We start from the raw sequence: 14,874 nt of genomic DNA, 5'->3' as shown, positions 1-14,874 counted from the left end.
GTGGGCACGTTCGGCGAGAGCACGGTCGAGGACTTCCTGGCCTCGGTGGCGGCGCGCCGGTCGGCGCCCGGTGGTGGTGCGGTCTGCGCGGTCACGGTCGCCGCGGCGGCGGGCCTGGTGGCGATGAGTGCGCGCTACTCGTCCGACGGGGGAGCGCCCGCCCTGGCCGCCGAGGCCGACGCCGAGCGCGCGGCGGTGCTCGCGCTCGCCGACGCGGACGCCGCGGCCTACGGGGAGGTCCTGGCGGCCATGCGCGCGCCGACGTCCGACCCCGCTCGCGCGGACCGGCTGCGGAAGGCCCTGGAAGGGGCGGCCGAGGTTCCGCTGCGGATCGCGCAGGCGGGGGAGCGGGTCGCGCGGACCGGGGTCGCGGTCGCCGCCGGGGGCAACCCCAACCTGGCCGGCGACGTCCGGACGGCGGTGCTGCTGGCCGAGGCGGCCGCCCGCGCGGCCGCGGAGCTGGTCCGGATCAACGTGGAGAGCGGCGGCCTCGACGCCGCGGTGGACGCGGCCGCGCGGGACGCGGTCGCCGGCGCGGCCGAAGCGACCCGCCGGCTGACCCACTCACCCTGACTCCCCGCGCACCCCAACACCCCCGCTTCGCGGTCGTCGCGCACACCGCGGGATCGCCCCGCACAGGGCGGGGGTGTGCGCGGGAGTGGCCGGGTGTGCGTCGAGCCGGCGGGTGTGCGCGGCGGCGAGTGATGTGCGGCACCTCGGGCATTTGTCGCATGGCCTTCGGCGTTCGGGCGTCGGACGATTGTTTGTCGGTTACTAACTAGTGGCCGGCGCCCGGTCGCCGACGCCGGTCGTCGGCGGATCGGTGCCCGAGTGATCGAGCAGACCCGTCCCGACCCGACCCCGCACACGGCCGTCCTCCCGCCCCGCCTGATGCGCCGGATCCTGCCGATCGCCGTGCTGCTGAGCTGGATGGGACCGTTCTCGCTCGACACCTACAGCCCGGCCTTCCCGGCGATCCAGCGGGACTTCGCGACCTCGGCGGGGGCGGTGCAGGCGACGCTGGCGACGACGCTCATCGGCATGGCGCTCGGGCAGCTGCTGGTCGGCTCGATCAGCGACCGGCTGGGCCGGCGGCGCCCGCTGCTCGTCGGGCTCGCGGGGTACGCCGTGGCGTCGGTGCTGTGCGCGGCGGCCTGGTCGATCGAGCTGCTGATCGCGGCGCGGCTCGTGCAGGGCTTCGCCGCCGCCACCGGCCTGGCCATGGCCCGCGCCATCGCCCGGGACGTGCACTCGGGCCCGCAGCTGGCCCGCTTCTACTCGTTGCTCGCCGCCGCCACCGCCATCGCGCCGATGCTCGCGCCGGTGCTCGGCGCGGGTGTGCTGGAAGCGGGCCTGTCCTGGCGCTGGATCTTCGGGCTGACCCTGGCGCTGGGCGTGCTCGGGCTGGGGCTGGTCGTGTTCGCGCTGCCCGAGACCCACCCGCGCTGGATCGGCGGGGCCGCGGCCGCTCCCCGGGCCGACGCCGCCGGCGCGAGCCTGGGCGGGCTCCTGCGCAGGCGCACCGTGCTGGTCAGCGCGCTCGTGCTGGGCCTGTCCGGGGCGGCGATGATCGCCCAGCTCGCCGGGATGTCGTTCTACCTGCAGACCGAGCGGGGCTTCGGCCCCGCCGCCTACAGCGCGGTCTTCGCCGCCAACGCCGCCGGCATGATCGCCGCCAACAACGTCAACCGGCTGCTCATGCGACGGTTCGCGCCGCACCGGGTGCTGGCGGTGGCGCTGCCGGTCATGACCGTCGCTGCGGCCGGCTTCGCCGCGGCGCTCGGGGCGGGCGCCCCGCTCGGGGTCGCGCTCGGCGCGCTGTTCGTGGTCATCAGCTGCTGGGGATTCGTGATGCCGAACGCGGTCGCGGTCGGGATGTCGGTCGAGCGCACCGCGGCCGGGCGCGCCGCGGCGATCCTGGGCACCGCGCAGTTCGGGTTCGGCGCGGTCAGCGCCCCGCTGGTGGGGGCGGTCCCGGTGGTCGCCGGGGTCCCGTCCGTGGCGGTCGTGGTCCTGGTCTGCCTGCTCGGCGCCCTGCTGGCGCAGCTGATCGGGCGGTTGCGGGTGGTCGAGGAGGTCCCCGCGGAGGTCGGGGGCGCTGTGTGCCGGGCCGCGGGATGACCCGGATCGGGCCTCGCTGGGGCATAGTCGGACGGTGCTGAGCGCGAGGATGCGATGAGCCCGGTGGACACGGTCGACCTCGGGGCGCTGACCGGCTGGTTGCGCGCCGAGGGCATCGGCGAGGAGGTCGGCGCGGTCACGGCGCTGGCCGGCGGCACGCAGAACGTCGTGCTGCGGATCGAGCTCGACGACCGGCCCGTGGTGCTGCGCCGCCCGCCGGAGCACCCCCGCCCGACCAGCGACCGCACCATCGCCCGCGAGATCACCGTGCTCGGCGGGCTCGCCGGCACCGACGTGCCGCACCCCGGGCTGATCGCCGGCTGCACCGACACCTCGGTGCTCGGTGTCGTGTTCTACCTGATGGAGCTGGTCGACGGCGTCAACCCGGGCGAGGAGGTCACCCCGGCGCAGCGCGAGGAGCCGGCGCTGCGCCACGGGCAGGGCCTGGCGATGGCGCGGGCGCTGGCCCGGCTCGGCGCGCTGGACCCGGCCGAGCGCGGGCTCGACGTGCTGCGCAAGCCGGGCAGCTTCCTGGCCAAGCAGGTGCCGCAGTGGCTGCGCCACCTCGAGGGGTACCGGGAGTTCCCGGACTGGGAGCCCGGCGGGCTGCCCGACGTCGAGCTGGTGGCGGGGTGGCTGGAGGACGACCGGCCCGCCGACGCCCCGCCCGGGGTGATGCACGGCGACTTCCACCTCAACAACGTCATGCTCGCCCGGACCACGCCGGAGGTGGCCGCGATCGTCGACTGGGAGATGTGCACCGTCGGCGACCCGCTGCTCGACCTGGGCTGGCTGATGGTCACCTGGCCGGAGGAGCCGAGGTCGATGGACGTCGGCGGCCCGCTGGCCCGCCTCGGCGGCCTGCCCACCCGGGCCGAGCTGGTCGAGGCCTACGCCGCGGCCGGCGGCCGGGAGCCCGCGCACGTCGACTGGTACACCGCGCTGGCGGGGTTCAAGCTCGGCATCGTGCTGGAGGGAACCTGGGCGCGCGCTTCCGCGGGCAAGGCCCCGCCCGAGATCGGTCGGCGCCTGCACGACCACGCCGTCGGCCTGCTGACCCTCGCGGGCCGGATCGCGCGCGGCCAGTGGTCGGTCCTGGACTGACGATGGTCGTCGAGCTGGCGGGTGCGGGCGGGGCGCGGGAGTACGCGCGCCCGGCCGACTGGCCCGGCGTCGCGCTCGTCGACACCGACGTGCACATCACGCCCCGCTCGATCGACGCGCTGGCGGCGCACCTGCCCGCGCGGTGGCGCGACTACGTCCGCGAGAGCGGCGTGCGGAGCCTGGAGTCCGACCTCTACCCGCCGCGCTCACCGCTGAGCGCCATCCCCGGCACCCGCCCCGACACCGGCCCGCCCGGCTCCGACCTCGACCTGCTGCGCGCGCAGCTGCTCGACCCGTGGCGCACCCGGGTCGCGCTCACCCACTGCGTCTACGGCGTCGACGGCATCCACAACCCGGACTGGGCCACCGCCATGGCCCGGGCGGTCAACGACTGGCAGCGCGCCGAGTGGCTCGCCGCCGAGCCGCGGCTGCGCGGCTCGGTCGTGGTGGCCGCCCAGGACCCGGCGCGCGCGGCCGAGGAGATCGACCGGGTCGGCCCGCTGCCGGAGTTCGTCCAGGTCCTGATGCCCGTGCGGGCCAGGGTGCCGCTGGGCTCGCGCACCTACTGGCCCATCTACGAGGCCGCGCAGCGCCACGGGCTGGCCCTGGCGGTGTACGCGGGCGGCTCGGCCGGCAACCCGGTCACCCCGGTCGGGGCGCCCAGCTACTACCTGGAGGAGTACGTCGGGCTGACCCACGCGTTCCAGGCGCAGGTGGTCAGCCTGGTGTGCGAGGGCGTGCCGGTGCGCTTCCCGGGGCTGCCGATCGTGCTCGTCGAGTCCGGGTTCACCTGGCTGCCGGCGCTGATGTGGCGGCTGGACAAGAACTGGAAGGGCCTGCGGCGCGAGGTGCCGTGGGTCGACCGGCTGCCCTCGGAGGTGATCCGCGAGTCGGTGCGGCTCACGGCGCAGCCCATCGACGCGCCCGACGACCCGGCCCTGCTGCGCGCCGTCCTGGATCGGTTGGGCAGCGACCGCATGCTCATGTTCGCCACCGACTACCCGCACCACCAGTTCGACGACCCGGCGCAGGCGGCGCCCGCGGGACTGCCCGCCGAATCGATGGCCCGATTCCTGGGCGGCAACGCGTCGGACACCTACCGCCTGGAGGGATGAGCCCATGGCCCGGTCGCGCCCGCCGCTGGTCGACTGCGACATCCACAACGAGCTCTGGCCCGGCGCGCTGCGCCCGCACCTGCCGCAGCGCTGGCGCGACCACGACGACACCTACGGCGGCCGGGCCGACGGCGGGACCTCCTACCCCAAGGGTTCGCCGCGCGCCGCCCGCGCCGACGCGTGGCCGCCGTCGGGACGACCGCCCGGCGGCGACCTGGAGTTCATGCGCGCCCAGCACCTGGACCACTACGACATCCGCTACGGCGTGCTGAACTGCCTGACCACGGCCTGCCGCGAGCAGAACCCGGACTACGCGGCCGCGCTGTGCCGGGCGGTCAACGAGTGGCAGGTCGCGGAGTGGCTGGAGAAGGAGCCGCGGCTGCGCGCGGGCATCGTCGTGCCCTACGAGGACCCCGCGCTCGCCGCGGCCGAGATCGACCGGGCCGCCCAGCACCCCGGGTTCGTCCAGGTGCTGCTGCTGGTGCGCACCGACGAGCCGCTGGGCAGGCGCCGCTACCACCCGATCTTCGAGGCGGCCGTGCGCAACGGCCTGCCGGTGGGCATCCACTTCGGCGGCGGCCGGGGGCGCAACCCGCTGACCGCGTCCGGGTGGCCCTCGTTCTACATCGAGGACCACACCGCGATGGCCCAGGCCTTCCAGGCCCAGGTGGTCAGCATGGTCGTCGAGGGCCTGTTCGAGTTCTTCCCGGCGCTGCGGGTGGTGCTGGTCGAGGGCGGGTTCGGCTGGCTGCCGCCGCTGATGTGGCGGATGGACAAGCACTGGGCGCGACTGCGCGGGGAGGTCCCGCACCTGACCCGGCCGCCGTCGGAGTACGTGCGCGAGCACCTGTGGGTGACCACTCAGCCGATCGAGGAGCCCCCCGACCCGCGCGACCTGCTCGCGGTCTTCGACGAGATGGGCGGGGTCGAGCGCGTCATGTTCTCCACCGACTACCCGCACTGGGACTTCGACGACCCCGACCGGGCCTTCCGGGCCCGGCTGGACCCCGACGCGCGGGCGCGGATCCTCAGCGGCAACGCCGTGGCCCTCTACGGGCTCGACTGATGGCGGGGCACTGAGGTGGCCGCTCACGTCGTCGCGACCACCGACGAGATCGCACCGGGCGAACGCAAGATCGTCGAGGTCGACGGGCGGTCGATCGGGGTGTTCAACGTGGCGGGCCGCTACTACGCGCTGCGCAACACGTGCCCGCACGCGGGCGCCCGGCTGTGCGAGGGGACGCTGTCCGGGCTGGTCACGTCCCGCGCGCCGGGCGAGTACAGCTACGAGCGCGACGGCGAGATCCTGCGCTGCCCGTGGCACGGGTGGGAGTTCGACGTCACCACCGGGCGCTCGTGGTTCGACCCCGCCGGCACCCGGGTGCGGGCCTACGAAACCTCGGTCGAGGCCGGGACGGGGCACGTGCCCGGCCCCTACGTCGCCGAGCGCTACGACGTGGAGGTCCGGCGCCGGTACGTCGTGGTCCACGTCTGAAGGGCGGACACGCGACGAGCGGTGGTCACGCTCCGCGTTGCTCCCAATGGGTATGGTTGCACCTGTCGGGTCGAACCGCCCGGAGTGCAGTCCCTCGCTACGCCGAGTAGTCAGCCGGAGGACGTCGATGGCTCAGCCGCCCACTGGGCTCCCGGAGGTGGACGCGAGCCGGCCGCACCCGGTGCGGGTGCACAACTACTGGCTGGGCGGCAAGGACAACTACGCCGCCGACCGCGAGGTCGCCGACGCGATGACCGCCGAGCTGCCCGACCTGGCGATGATCGCCCGGGAGCACCGCCGGTTCATGGAGCGCGCGGTGCGCCACCTGGTGGCCGAGGTGGGCCTGGCGCAGTTCGTGCTGCTCGGGGCCGGGCTGCCCACCTCCTACAACCTGCACCAGGTCGTGCAGGAGGTCGAGCCGCTGGCCGGCGTCGTCTACGCCGACCGCGACCCGGTGGTCGCCGCGCACTGCCGCGCCCTGCTGATCAGCCACCCGAAGGGCGCGGTCGGGTTCGTGCAGGGCGACGTCGCCGATCCGGACGCGCTGCTCGACGACCCGACCCTCACCGCGACCGTCGACCTCGGCGCGCCCGTCGCCGTGGCGCTGTCGTCGACCCTGATGCGGCACACCGACGCCGAGGCCCGCGCCATCCTGGACGCGCTGATCGCCCGGCTCGCGCCAGGCAGCCACATCGTCCTGTCGCACCCCACCGCCGACTTCGACCCCGACGGCGTCGCCCGCGCGATGCACGCCGGGAGCGCGGCCGGGCTCGGGCGCTCCACCCGGACGCTGGCCCAGGTCCAGGGGCTCTTCGCCGGGTTGGAGCTGCTCGATCCGGGCGTCGTGCCGATCATGCAGTGGCGGCCGGCCGAGGCCGGGCCGCGGCGCGACGCGCACCGGGTGCACCTGCTCGGCGGTGTCGGCCGCAAGCCCTGACGGCCCCGTCGAGAACGACGTTGTCGTCAGATTGGACCGGTCCAACGCACCGCGACGTCGTTCTCGACGGAGGCGCCCGGGCACGCGGCGACTGACGCTTTCCAGTGCGGCGCCCGCGATGCGATAGTGGTCGAACGATCGTTAAGGAGATCGGGGCCACACCCGCGGCTCGGCCGCCGGCCCGCATCACCCGGACACCGACCCCATCTGCCCATGGCGCCAGACCAGGAGGAGGTCCCGTGAGCCTGTCCCGCTCCGCCCGCAGCCGGTGGGCCATCGCCCTGCTCATGCTGTTCGTCGCGATCAACTTCGCGGACAAGTCGATCATCGGGCTGGCGGCCGCGCCGATGATGGCCGAACTGGGCATCAGCACCACCCAGTACGGCGTCCTGTCCAGCTCGTTCTACCTGCTGTTCAGCATCTCCGCGATCGCCTTCGGCTTCCTGGGCAACCGGGTGCCGGGCAAGTGGCTGCTCATCGGGCTGGCCGTGACCTGGTCGGTCGCCCAGCTGCCGATCGCCGTCCCGGCCGCCGGGTTCGGCGTGCTGCTGGCCACCCGGATCCTGCTCGGCGCGGGGGAGGGGCCGGGAATCCCGCTCGGCATGCACGTCGCGTTCACCTGGGTCGAGGAGCACAAGCGGGCCTTCACCGCGGCGCTGCTCACCGTCGGCTCCGGCCTCGGCGTCATCATCGGCGCCCCGCTGCTGAACATGCTGATCGCCTCGGCCGGCTGGCGCTCGCCGTTCCTGCTGCTCGGCGTCCTGGGCCTGATCTGGGCCGTGGCCTGGTACCTCGTCGGCGGCGACGGCCCGCACGCGGTGACCACGGCCAAGCCCGACGCCGACCCGGAGGTCCGGGTGGTCGAGGAGCCGCGCATCCCGTACCGGCGCCTGCTCACCACCGGCACCTGGTTGGGCACCCTGTTCTCCGGCTTCACCGTCTACTGGGGCCTGGCCCTGGGCATCTCGTTCCTGCCGCTCTACCTCGGCGAGATCGCCGGCTACGACCGCGCGTCGCTCGGCTTCGTGGCCAGCCTGCCCGCCTACGTCAGCATCGTGTTCATGCTGCTGGGCGGCGCGCTGTCGCAGCGGCTGCTGCGCCGTGGCGTGTCCCGGCGGATCGGCCAGGGCGTCATCGGAGGGGCGTTCGCGCTGGTCGCCGGGCTGGCGATGATCCTCATGACCCGGGCCGGGGCGTCGGCGTGGGCGCTGCCGCTGGTGGCGATCGCGTTCGGCATCGGCAACTCGCAGACCCCGCTCTCGCAAGCCGCCGTGGCCGACACCGTGCCGGCCCGCCAGCGCGGCGCCGCCCTCGGCGTCTGGTACGCGGTCGTCTCGGTCGCCAGCATCGTCTCCCCGACGCTGACCGGCGCGATCGTCGACGGCGCGGCCACTCCGGCGGCCGGCTACGGGCTCGCCTTCGACGTGGCAGGTGGGCTGATGGTGCTCGGCGGGCTGACCGCGATGCTCGTCGTGCGGCCCGACCAGGACGCCGCGCGGCTGGGCCTGCGCCGCCCGACCATGGACGCCGAGGCCGGCGGTGCGGACGGGTCGAAGCAGCTGACGCCCAGCTGACCGTCGGGCCGGCCCCGCGCCGGGTGGCGCGGGGTCAGCCCCGGTGGTCGACGATCCGCAGGGCGATCGCGGTGTAGTGCTCGACGAGCTCGGGCAGGGTGGTGCCCCCGCCCGGCTCGTACCACTGGGCGATCGCGTTGCAGGCGGCGATGATCGAGCGGCGGGCGTCGTCGGGGTGGGCGCAGCGGAACGCGCCGGTCGCGACGCCGTCGGCCACGATGTCGGCCCACAGCTGGGTGGCCGCGTGGCGCAGCCCGTCGAGCCGCTCGCGGTTCTCCGGTTCCAGGTTGCGCCACTCCAGGTTCGAGATGTTGCTCTCCACCCTGCGGCTCACCCGGTACTCGACGGTCGCGCGCACGAGCGCGCGCAGCTTCTCGACGGGGTCGTCGGCCACCTTGCGCAGCGCCCGGTCGCAGCGCGTGAAGTAGTCGTGGGTGCCGTCCTCGATCAGCGCCGCGAGCAGGTGCTGCTTGCTGGGGTGCCAGTAGTACAGCGCCGACAGGCTCAGCCCGGCGCGCTTGGCGATGTCGCGGATCGACGTGCCGTGGTAGCCCCGCTCGCTGAGGATCTCCCGGGCGGCCTCGGTGATGGCCTCCCGGCCCCCGCCGCGCGGGATGGTCGGCGCGCCTCGGCCATCGGTCATCGGGTCAGCATATGGGCGAGCCCCGGTGTGGGCTTCGCTGCGTTGTCGCCTTAACGAGTGTTCGGTAAGTTCGGGTGCGATCCGCCCCGCCGACGTGGAGGAGTCCGATGACGGACGACGTCCTGCTGACCAGCCGCGACAGCGGAGTCCTCACGCTGACGCTCAACCGCCCGCACCGCAAGAACGCGCTCAACGGCGAGCTCTGGGACGCGCTGCGCGAGCAGTTCACCGTCGCCCGCGACGACGACGAGGTGCGCGCCCTGGTGATCGCCGGAGCGGGCGGCGCGTTCTGCGCCGGCGCCGACCTGTCCGGCGGGGTCGCCACCGGGCACCCGCTCGACCGCATGCGCAAGGTGAACGAGATCGCCCTGCTGCTGCACGAGCTGCCGATCCCGGTGGTGGCCAAGGTCGACGGCGTCGCCGTCGGCGCCGGCTGGAACCTGGCCCTGGGCTGCGACATGGTGGTCGCGACGCCGGGCTCGCGGTTCTCCCAGATCTTCGCCAAGCGCGGGCTGTCGCTGGACTTCGGCGGGTCGTGGCTGCTGCCCAAGCTGGTCGGGCTGCAGCAGGCCAAGCGCCTGGCGCTGCTCGCCGAGATGATCGACGCCACCGAGGCGCACCGGCTCGGCCTGGTCACCTGGGTGGTGGAGGCCGAGGAGATCGACGGCTTCGTCGCCGACCTGGGCAAGCGGCTCGCCGCGGCCGCCCCGGTCGCGATCCGCCAGTCGAAGGCGCTGCTGAACGAGGGCGCCGACAGCACCCTGCCGGCCGCGCTGGCCGGTGAGGCGCGGGCGCAGTCGGTCAACTTCGCCACCGCCGACACCCGGGCGGCGTTCGCGGCGTTCAACGAGAAGCGCGAGCCGGAGTTCACCGGCGAGTGGGCGCTCGGCTGACGGCGTCGCCGGGTCGACCCCCGATTGCCGTGGGGTCAGCTCGGCCTTACTCCCCCTAAGCCACCACCCGAAGTACCGGCGCTTTCCCCGATGCCGCAGCGTGGCGGTGGTCCTACCGTCGGTGCGGTTCCGGGTGCGGCCCGGACCGACGGGGGGAGGCCCGCATGGAGCGCGACCGGCTGTTCATCGAAGACCTGGCCGACACGGTGGGCGGACTGCGCCCGCCGCCGGTCGCGGCGTCGCAGAGCGACGTCACGACGCAGGCCCTTGGTGAGGAGGGTGACCAGGGCGACGACGACGTGGTCACGACGCAGGCCCTTGGTGAGGAGGGTGACCAGGGCGACGACGTGGTCACCACTCAGGCCCTTGGTGAGGAGGGTGACCAGGGCGACGACGTGGTCACCACTCAGGCCCTCGGTGAGGAGGGTGACCAGATCGAGGACTACGAGGACGTCGACATCGAGGACATCGAGGACCCCGAAGACGCCGAGGACCTCGATGGCGTGGTCACCACCGACGCACTGGGCGAGGAGGGCGACCAGCCGGAGGACGCGCCGGGCGACGTCCCGATCGATCCCGGCTGGGGGACCGGTGAGCCCGTGGTCACCAGCGACGCCATCGGGGAGGAGGGCGACCAGCCCGACGACCAGCCGATCGACTTCCCCGTCGACTCCGGGCCCGGCGACGGCGCGCTCGACCGCATCCTCGACGACGAGTCCTTCGACGAGGAGCCCGAGGCGTTCGCCGACGACTTCGCCGACGAGTTCTCCGAGGACCCGGTCGACGGTCTGGACGCCGGGACCGCGGTCTGACCCCGCGGGCGGCGAGGAGCGCGTGATGGTCGGGATCATCGGCCCGCCCGGCGACCCGCAGGTGGCCTGTGTGGCGTCCGCCCTGCGCCGGCGGGGTGCGACGCCGGCGGTGCTCGACCTCGGCCGGTTTCCCCGGGCCCTGCGGCTGAGCCTGCGTGACGGGTCGCCGGTCGCTGACGGCGTCGACCTGGGTGCCGTCCGGACGTGGTACGTCCGCAGCCTCCCGCTCCCGCTGCCGTTCCGCGTGGTGCAGCCCGACCCGGCGCTGGCGCGGCGCGACTACGCCGCGGGACGCGAGCGCCGCTCGTTCCTGGCCGGCTTCACCGCCGCGCTCGCCGCGGGCGGGGCCGCGCTGGTCAACCCGCCCGAGCGGATGGCGCAGCACTTCCGCAAGCCCGAGCAGCTCGACGCGTTGCGCGCGGCCGGCGTGCCGGTCCCGTCGACGCTGGCCACGAACGACCCGGACGCCGTCGCCGCGTTCGCCGCCGAGGTGGGGGCGGTCGTCTACAAGCCGCTGGCCGGCGGCGGGCGCTGCCGCCGGCTCGCCGCGGCCGACCTCGCGCCCGAGCGCCTGTCGAGCCTGGCGGCGGCGCCGGTGCTGTTCCAGGCCGAGGTGCCGGGCCGCAACATCCGCGTCTACGTCGTCGGCGACGCCGTCGTCGCGGCCTACGAGATCGAGTCCGACGAGCTGGACTACCGCGGAGCCGAGTCCGACGTGCGGCGCACGGACCTGACCGACGCCGAGGACGCGGCGTGCCGGCGGGCCGCCGCCGCGTGCGGGATGCCGTTCACCGGGATCGACCTGCGCCGCCGGCCCGACGGCGGGTTCGCGGTGCTGGAGTGCAACCCGTCGCCGATGTTCGCGGGCATCCAGCACCGCACGGGGGCCGAGCCGGTGTCCGACGCCCTCGCCGAGTTCCTGCTCGCCGGGGCCGGCCGGGCCCTGCCGGCGGTGGTCACGACGTCGTGAAACCTTCCGGCCTGATAGGCCGGCTACCGTTGCTCCGTGCGTCCGGCCGGGGTCCGCCAGCGCTTCGCCGAACTCCGCGAGGAACGGGCGCGGCGCTCCCGGCGCCACCCCGAGCGTCGACCGCGGGCGAGGCCGGCGACGTTCATCGGCCTGTGCGGGCGGCGCTGGTACGACGACCACCCCGTGTCGCGCACCCTGGACGCCTACCACGACGTCCTCCTCGAACTCGACGATCCCGCGCAGCTGCGCACGCACACCGATTTCGAGCGGCGCTGCGTCACCTGCGTCGAGCGGTTGCGGCCCGAGATCGCCGATCTCGCGGAGGTCGCGGGCGGCCTCACCCCCGATGAGGAGGACGCGGCCGGCGGATCGCTGTTGCGGATTCCTCCGATGGCGCTGCTGGGTGAGGTCGACGAGGCGTGCTACTTCCACCTGATCTGCTGGAACGACGCGAACTGCGTCGCCGAAGGGGTGGTGGAGCCGTACCGGGCGGCGCGGGGCATCGCCAACACCGGGCTTCTTCCGACCCCGACGACCGCTTCTCGGGCGGGAGCGCCGTTGTGCCGGGCGCTCACGACACGGGGCTCGCCAGCCCGCGGTACGCCGCGCGGGGGAGGTTGTAGGCGAGGTCGACGGCGGTCTCCAGCGCCTCGTCCTCGTCCAGGCGGTGCTCGGCGACCAGGGTCGCCAGGTAGCCGGCGTCGATGCGGCGGGCCAGGTCGTGGCGGGCGGGGATGGAGACGAACGCGCGGGTGTCGTCGACGAAGCCGGTGGTGTTGTAGAACCCGGCGGTCTCGGTGACGGCCTCGCGGAAGCGGCGCATCCCGTGCGGGCTGTCCAGGAACCACCACGGCGCCCCCAGCCGCATCGCCGGGTAGGCGCCGGCCAGCGGGGCGAGCTCGCGGGAGTAGACCGTCTCGTCGACGGTGAACACGACCAGCCGGAACCGGGGGTCGTGGCCGAAGGCGGTGAGCAGCGGGCGCAGTGCGCGGGTGAACTCGGCGGCCACCGGGACGTCGAAGCCCATGTCGGGGCCGAAGCGGGCGTGCACGTCGGGGTCGTGGTCGCGCAGCACGCCCGGGTGCAGCTGCATGACCAGGCCGTCGTCGCGGCTCATCCGGGCCATCTCGAAGAGCATGTGCCCGGCGAAGGCGTCGGCGTCGCGGTCGTCGGCGCGCCCGGCCAGCGCGTCGGCGTACACGCGGGCGGCGTCGGCGGGCGGGAGCGGGGTGGTGTCGGTGCCGAGGTGGCCGTGGTCGGTGGCCATCGCCCCGGCCGCGACGAACGCCCGCCTGCGTTCGCGCAGCGCCTCCAGGAAGCCGTCGTAGGCGGCGCAGTCGACGTCGGCGAGCGCGGCGAGCCGGTCGACGTCCGCGCGCCAGCCGGGGCGCCGCACGTGCAGCAGCGCGTCGGGGCGGAACGTCGGCACGACCTTCTCGCCCCAGCCCTGCTCGCGCAGGACGGCGTGGTCGGGCAGCGCGGACAGCGGTGAGTCGGTGGTGGCCAGCACCTCGATGCCGAAGCGGTCGAACAGGGCGCGGGGCCGGAAGCCCGGCCGGGCCAGCTGCTCGGCGATCCGGTCGTAGATCGCGTCGGCGGTGTCGGGCCCGGGCCGCACGTCGATGCCGAAGACCTCGACGAGCTCGTGCTCGAGCCAGAACCGGGTAGGGGTGGCGCGGAAGAGGTGCCAGCCGGCGCAGAAGCGCCGCCAGATCTCGCGCGGGTCGGTCACCACCGGCCCGCCCCCGACCGTGCGCACCCCGAGCTCGGCCAGCTGGGCGCCCTGCGAGACCAGCATCCGCAGCAGGTAGTGGTCGGGCACGACGAGCAGGCTCGCCGGGTCGGCGAAGGGCCGGTCGGCGGCCAGCACGGCGGCGTCGACGTGGCCGTGCATGCAGACCAGGGGCAGGTCGCGCACGCGCGCGTAGATCTGGCGGGCGACGGCGCGGGTCGCCGGGTCCGCGGGCAGCGCGCGGTCCTCGTCGAGGAGCAGCGGACGCATTCGACCTCCCGGCATCGGTTGCTGCAAAGGATTGCAAGAGTGACACCGCCAGGGCAAGTCGCATCTCGCTGCGCGCATCCGGACCAGCGGGTTGCGCGGGAAATTGGGGATTGACCGCGACCGCAAACGGTTTCAGACTCTCCCCACGCCGCACCCGGAGCACCGACGGAGGTCACCGTGGCCGTCACGATCAAGGACGTCGCCGCGGCGGCCGGCGTCTCGCAGTCCACGGTGTCGCGGGCGCTGTCGATGCCGGAGCTGGTCAGCCCGGTCACCCGGGCCCGCGTGCAGGCGGCCGCCCGGCGGCTGGGCTACGAGCCCAACCGGGCCGCCCGCGGGCTGATCACCGGGCGCACCGCCAACCTCGGGCTGGTCGTCCCGGACCTGGCCAACCCGCTGTTCGCGGCCGTGGTGAAGGGCGTGCAGGCCGCGGCCCGCGCCGCCGACTACTCGGTCTTCATCGCCGACACCGACGAGGACGCGAGCGCCGAGCCCGGCCTGCTGCGCGCCCTGGCCAAGCAGGTCGACGGCATCGTGCTCTGCTCCCCGCGCTCCCCGGACGCCGAGCTCACCGAGGCGGGCACCGACACCCCGGTCGTGCTGATGAACCGGCAGGTCGCCGGCTACCCGGCCGTCACCGTCGACAACGCCGACGGGATGCGCCAGGCGGTCGAGCACCTGGCCGCGCTCGGCCACCGGCGGGTCTGCTACGTCGCGGGCCCGCGCTCGTCGTGGTCGAACGGGCAGCGCGAGCAGGGGCTGCGCGCCACCGCCGAGGCCGTCGGCGTCGACCTGGTCCACCTGGGCCACTTCCCGCCCCGCTTCGACGGCGGCGTCGCCGCCGCCGACCTGGCCCTCGCCTCCGGGGCCAGCGCGGTCGTGGCCTACAACGACATCGTCGCGCTGGGGCTGCTGAGCCGCCTGGGCGCGCGCGGCGTGGCCGTACCCGACCGGATCAGCGTGCTGGGCTGCGACGACATCCCGATGTCGGCGATGACCCACCCGGCGCTCACCACCGTCGCGGTGCCGCAGCACGAGGCCGGCCGGGCGGCCGTGGCGATGCTGCTGGCCCTGCTCAGCGACGCCGGTCCGACCGCGCCCCAACGCGAGCTGGCCACCCAGCTCGTCGTCCGCGCCACCACGGGTGTCGCCCCCGACCCCGCGGCGCTGACCGACCGCAGAGCCGATCGATCCCGATGAAGGGAACA

At 74.6% G+C, this 14,874-nt stretch carries 14 protein-coding genes; 12 read left to right on the top strand and 2 right to left on the bottom strand.

The window, feature by feature from the left end; translation table 11 throughout:
* From KIK08_RS12350 to KIK08_RS12315, 8 genes are all read left to right on the top strand, one after another.
* Positions 1-573 (top strand): cyclodeaminase/cyclohydrolase family protein, encoded by a 573-nt coding sequence (locus KIK08_RS12350; protein ID WP_214403222.1) that lies wholly within the window; start codon positions 1-3, stop codon positions 571-573.
* A 258-nt stretch (positions 574-831) separates the two neighbouring features.
* Entirely contained in the window at positions 832-2,121 is a 1,290-nt protein-coding gene (locus KIK08_RS12345) for a Bcr/CflA family efflux MFS transporter (protein WP_214403221.1), read from the top strand.
* A 54-nt stretch (positions 2,122-2,175) separates the two neighbouring features.
* Entirely contained in the window at positions 2,176-3,225 is a 1,050-nt protein-coding gene (locus tag KIK08_RS12340) for a phosphotransferase family protein (protein ID WP_214403220.1), read from the top strand.
* A 2-nt stretch (positions 3,226-3,227) separates the two neighbouring features.
* Positions 3,228-4,340, top strand: a complete 1,113-nt coding sequence (locus KIK08_RS12335; RefSeq protein ID WP_214403219.1) for an amidohydrolase family protein — start codon at positions 3,228-3,230, stop codon at positions 4,338-4,340.
* 4 nt (positions 4,341-4,344) lie between these two features.
* Complete coding sequence (locus KIK08_RS12330) at positions 4,345-5,406, top strand: amidohydrolase family protein (protein WP_214403218.1); 1,062 nt, start codon at positions 4,345-4,347, stop codon at positions 5,404-5,406.
* A gap of 15 nt (positions 5,407-5,421) precedes the next feature.
* Positions 5,422-5,835 carry a Rieske (2Fe-2S) protein gene (locus KIK08_RS12325; RefSeq protein WP_214403217.1) on the top strand — a complete coding sequence of 138 codons (414 nt, stop codon included), beginning with the start codon at positions 5,422-5,424 and terminating at the stop codon, positions 5,833-5,835.
* 157 nt (positions 5,836-5,992) lie between these two features.
* Positions 5,993-6,772 (top strand): SAM-dependent methyltransferase, encoded by a 780-nt coding sequence (locus KIK08_RS12320; protein WP_214403216.1) that lies wholly within the window; start codon positions 5,993-5,995, stop codon positions 6,770-6,772.
* A 239-nt stretch (positions 6,773-7,011) separates the two neighbouring features.
* Positions 7,012-8,346 (top strand): MFS transporter, encoded by a 1,335-nt coding sequence (locus KIK08_RS12315; protein WP_214403215.1) that lies wholly within the window; start codon positions 7,012-7,014, stop codon positions 8,344-8,346.
* Positions 8,347-8,380: 34 nt separating this feature from the next.
* Here KIK08_RS12315 and KIK08_RS12310 read toward each other — a convergent pair whose 3' ends face one another.
* Positions 8,381-8,989: a TetR/AcrR family transcriptional regulator gene (locus KIK08_RS12310; RefSeq protein ID WP_214403214.1), complete on the bottom strand. Its 609-nt coding sequence runs from the start codon at positions 8,987-8,989 to the stop codon at positions 8,381-8,383.
* A 107-nt stretch (positions 8,990-9,096) separates the two neighbouring features.
* Between KIK08_RS12310 and KIK08_RS12305 the strand changes: the two genes are divergently transcribed.
* The 3 genes from KIK08_RS12305 (at position 9,097) to KIK08_RS12295 (ending at position 11,664) form a co-directional block, all read left to right on the top strand.
* Positions 9,097-9,882, top strand: coding sequence for an enoyl-CoA hydratase/isomerase family protein (locus KIK08_RS12305; protein ID WP_214403213.1), 786 nt, complete (start codon positions 9,097-9,099; stop codon positions 9,880-9,882).
* 164 nt (positions 9,883-10,046) lie between these two features.
* A complete protein-coding gene (locus tag KIK08_RS12300; protein WP_214403212.1) occupies positions 10,047-10,694 on the top strand; it encodes a hypothetical protein in 648 nt (215 codons plus the stop codon).
* Positions 10,695-10,719: 25 nt separating this feature from the next.
* Positions 10,720-11,664 carry an MvdC/MvdD family ATP grasp protein gene (locus KIK08_RS12295; RefSeq protein WP_214403211.1) on the top strand — a complete coding sequence of 315 codons (945 nt, stop codon included), beginning with the start codon at positions 10,720-10,722 and terminating at the stop codon, positions 11,662-11,664.
* A gap of 571 nt (positions 11,665-12,235) precedes the next feature.
* Here the strand turns inward: KIK08_RS12295 and uxaC are convergent.
* Complete coding sequence (uxaC, locus tag KIK08_RS12290; protein WP_214403210.1) at positions 12,236-13,666, bottom strand: glucuronate isomerase; 1,431 nt, start codon at positions 13,664-13,666, stop codon at positions 12,236-12,238.
* A 177-nt stretch (positions 13,667-13,843) separates the two neighbouring features.
* On the opposite strand from uxaC, the gene KIK08_RS12285 reads away from it, so the two are divergent.
* The gene (locus tag KIK08_RS12285; protein ID WP_214403209.1) at positions 13,844-14,866 is read left to right on the top strand and encodes a LacI family DNA-binding transcriptional regulator; all 1,023 of its coding nucleotides are present in this window, start codon (positions 13,844-13,846) and stop codon (positions 14,864-14,866) included.
* Positions 14,867-14,874: the final 8 nt, after the last annotated feature.

Origin of the sequence: Pseudonocardia lacus (assembly GCF_018531445.1) — a bacterium.
Taxonomy (GTDB): Bacteria; Actinomycetota; Actinomycetes; order Mycobacteriales; family Pseudonocardiaceae; genus Pseudonocardia; species Pseudonocardia lacus.
Note: the sequence above shows the minus strand (reverse complement) of the source record. Positions and strands in the feature narration are given on the sequence as shown.

Coding starts and splice junctions, on each gene's coding strand:
- KIK08_RS12300 (WP_214403212.1), top strand. CDS start 10,047: ATGGAGCGCGACCGGCTGTTCATCGAAGACCTGGCCGACACGGTGGGC.
- KIK08_RS12310 (WP_214403214.1), bottom strand. CDS start 8,989: ATGACCGATGGCCGAGGCGCGCCGACCATCCCGCGCGGCGGGGGCCGG.
- KIK08_RS12340 (WP_214403220.1), top strand. CDS start 2,176: ATGAGCCCGGTGGACACGGTCGACCTCGGGGCGCTGACCGGCTGGTTG.
- KIK08_RS12305 (WP_214403213.1), top strand. CDS start 9,097: ATGACGGACGACGTCCTGCTGACCAGCCGCGACAGCGGAGTCCTCACG.
- KIK08_RS12330 (WP_214403218.1), top strand. CDS start 4,345: ATGGCCCGGTCGCGCCCGCCGCTGGTCGACTGCGACATCCACAACGAG.
- uxaC (WP_214403210.1), bottom strand. CDS start 13,666: ATGCGTCCGCTGCTCCTCGACGAGGACCGCGCGCTGCCCGCGGACCCG.
- KIK08_RS12295 (WP_214403211.1), top strand. CDS start 10,720: ATGGTCGGGATCATCGGCCCGCCCGGCGACCCGCAGGTGGCCTGTGTG.
- KIK08_RS12335 (WP_214403219.1), top strand. CDS start 3,228: ATGGTCGTCGAGCTGGCGGGTGCGGGCGGGGCGCGGGAGTACGCGCGC.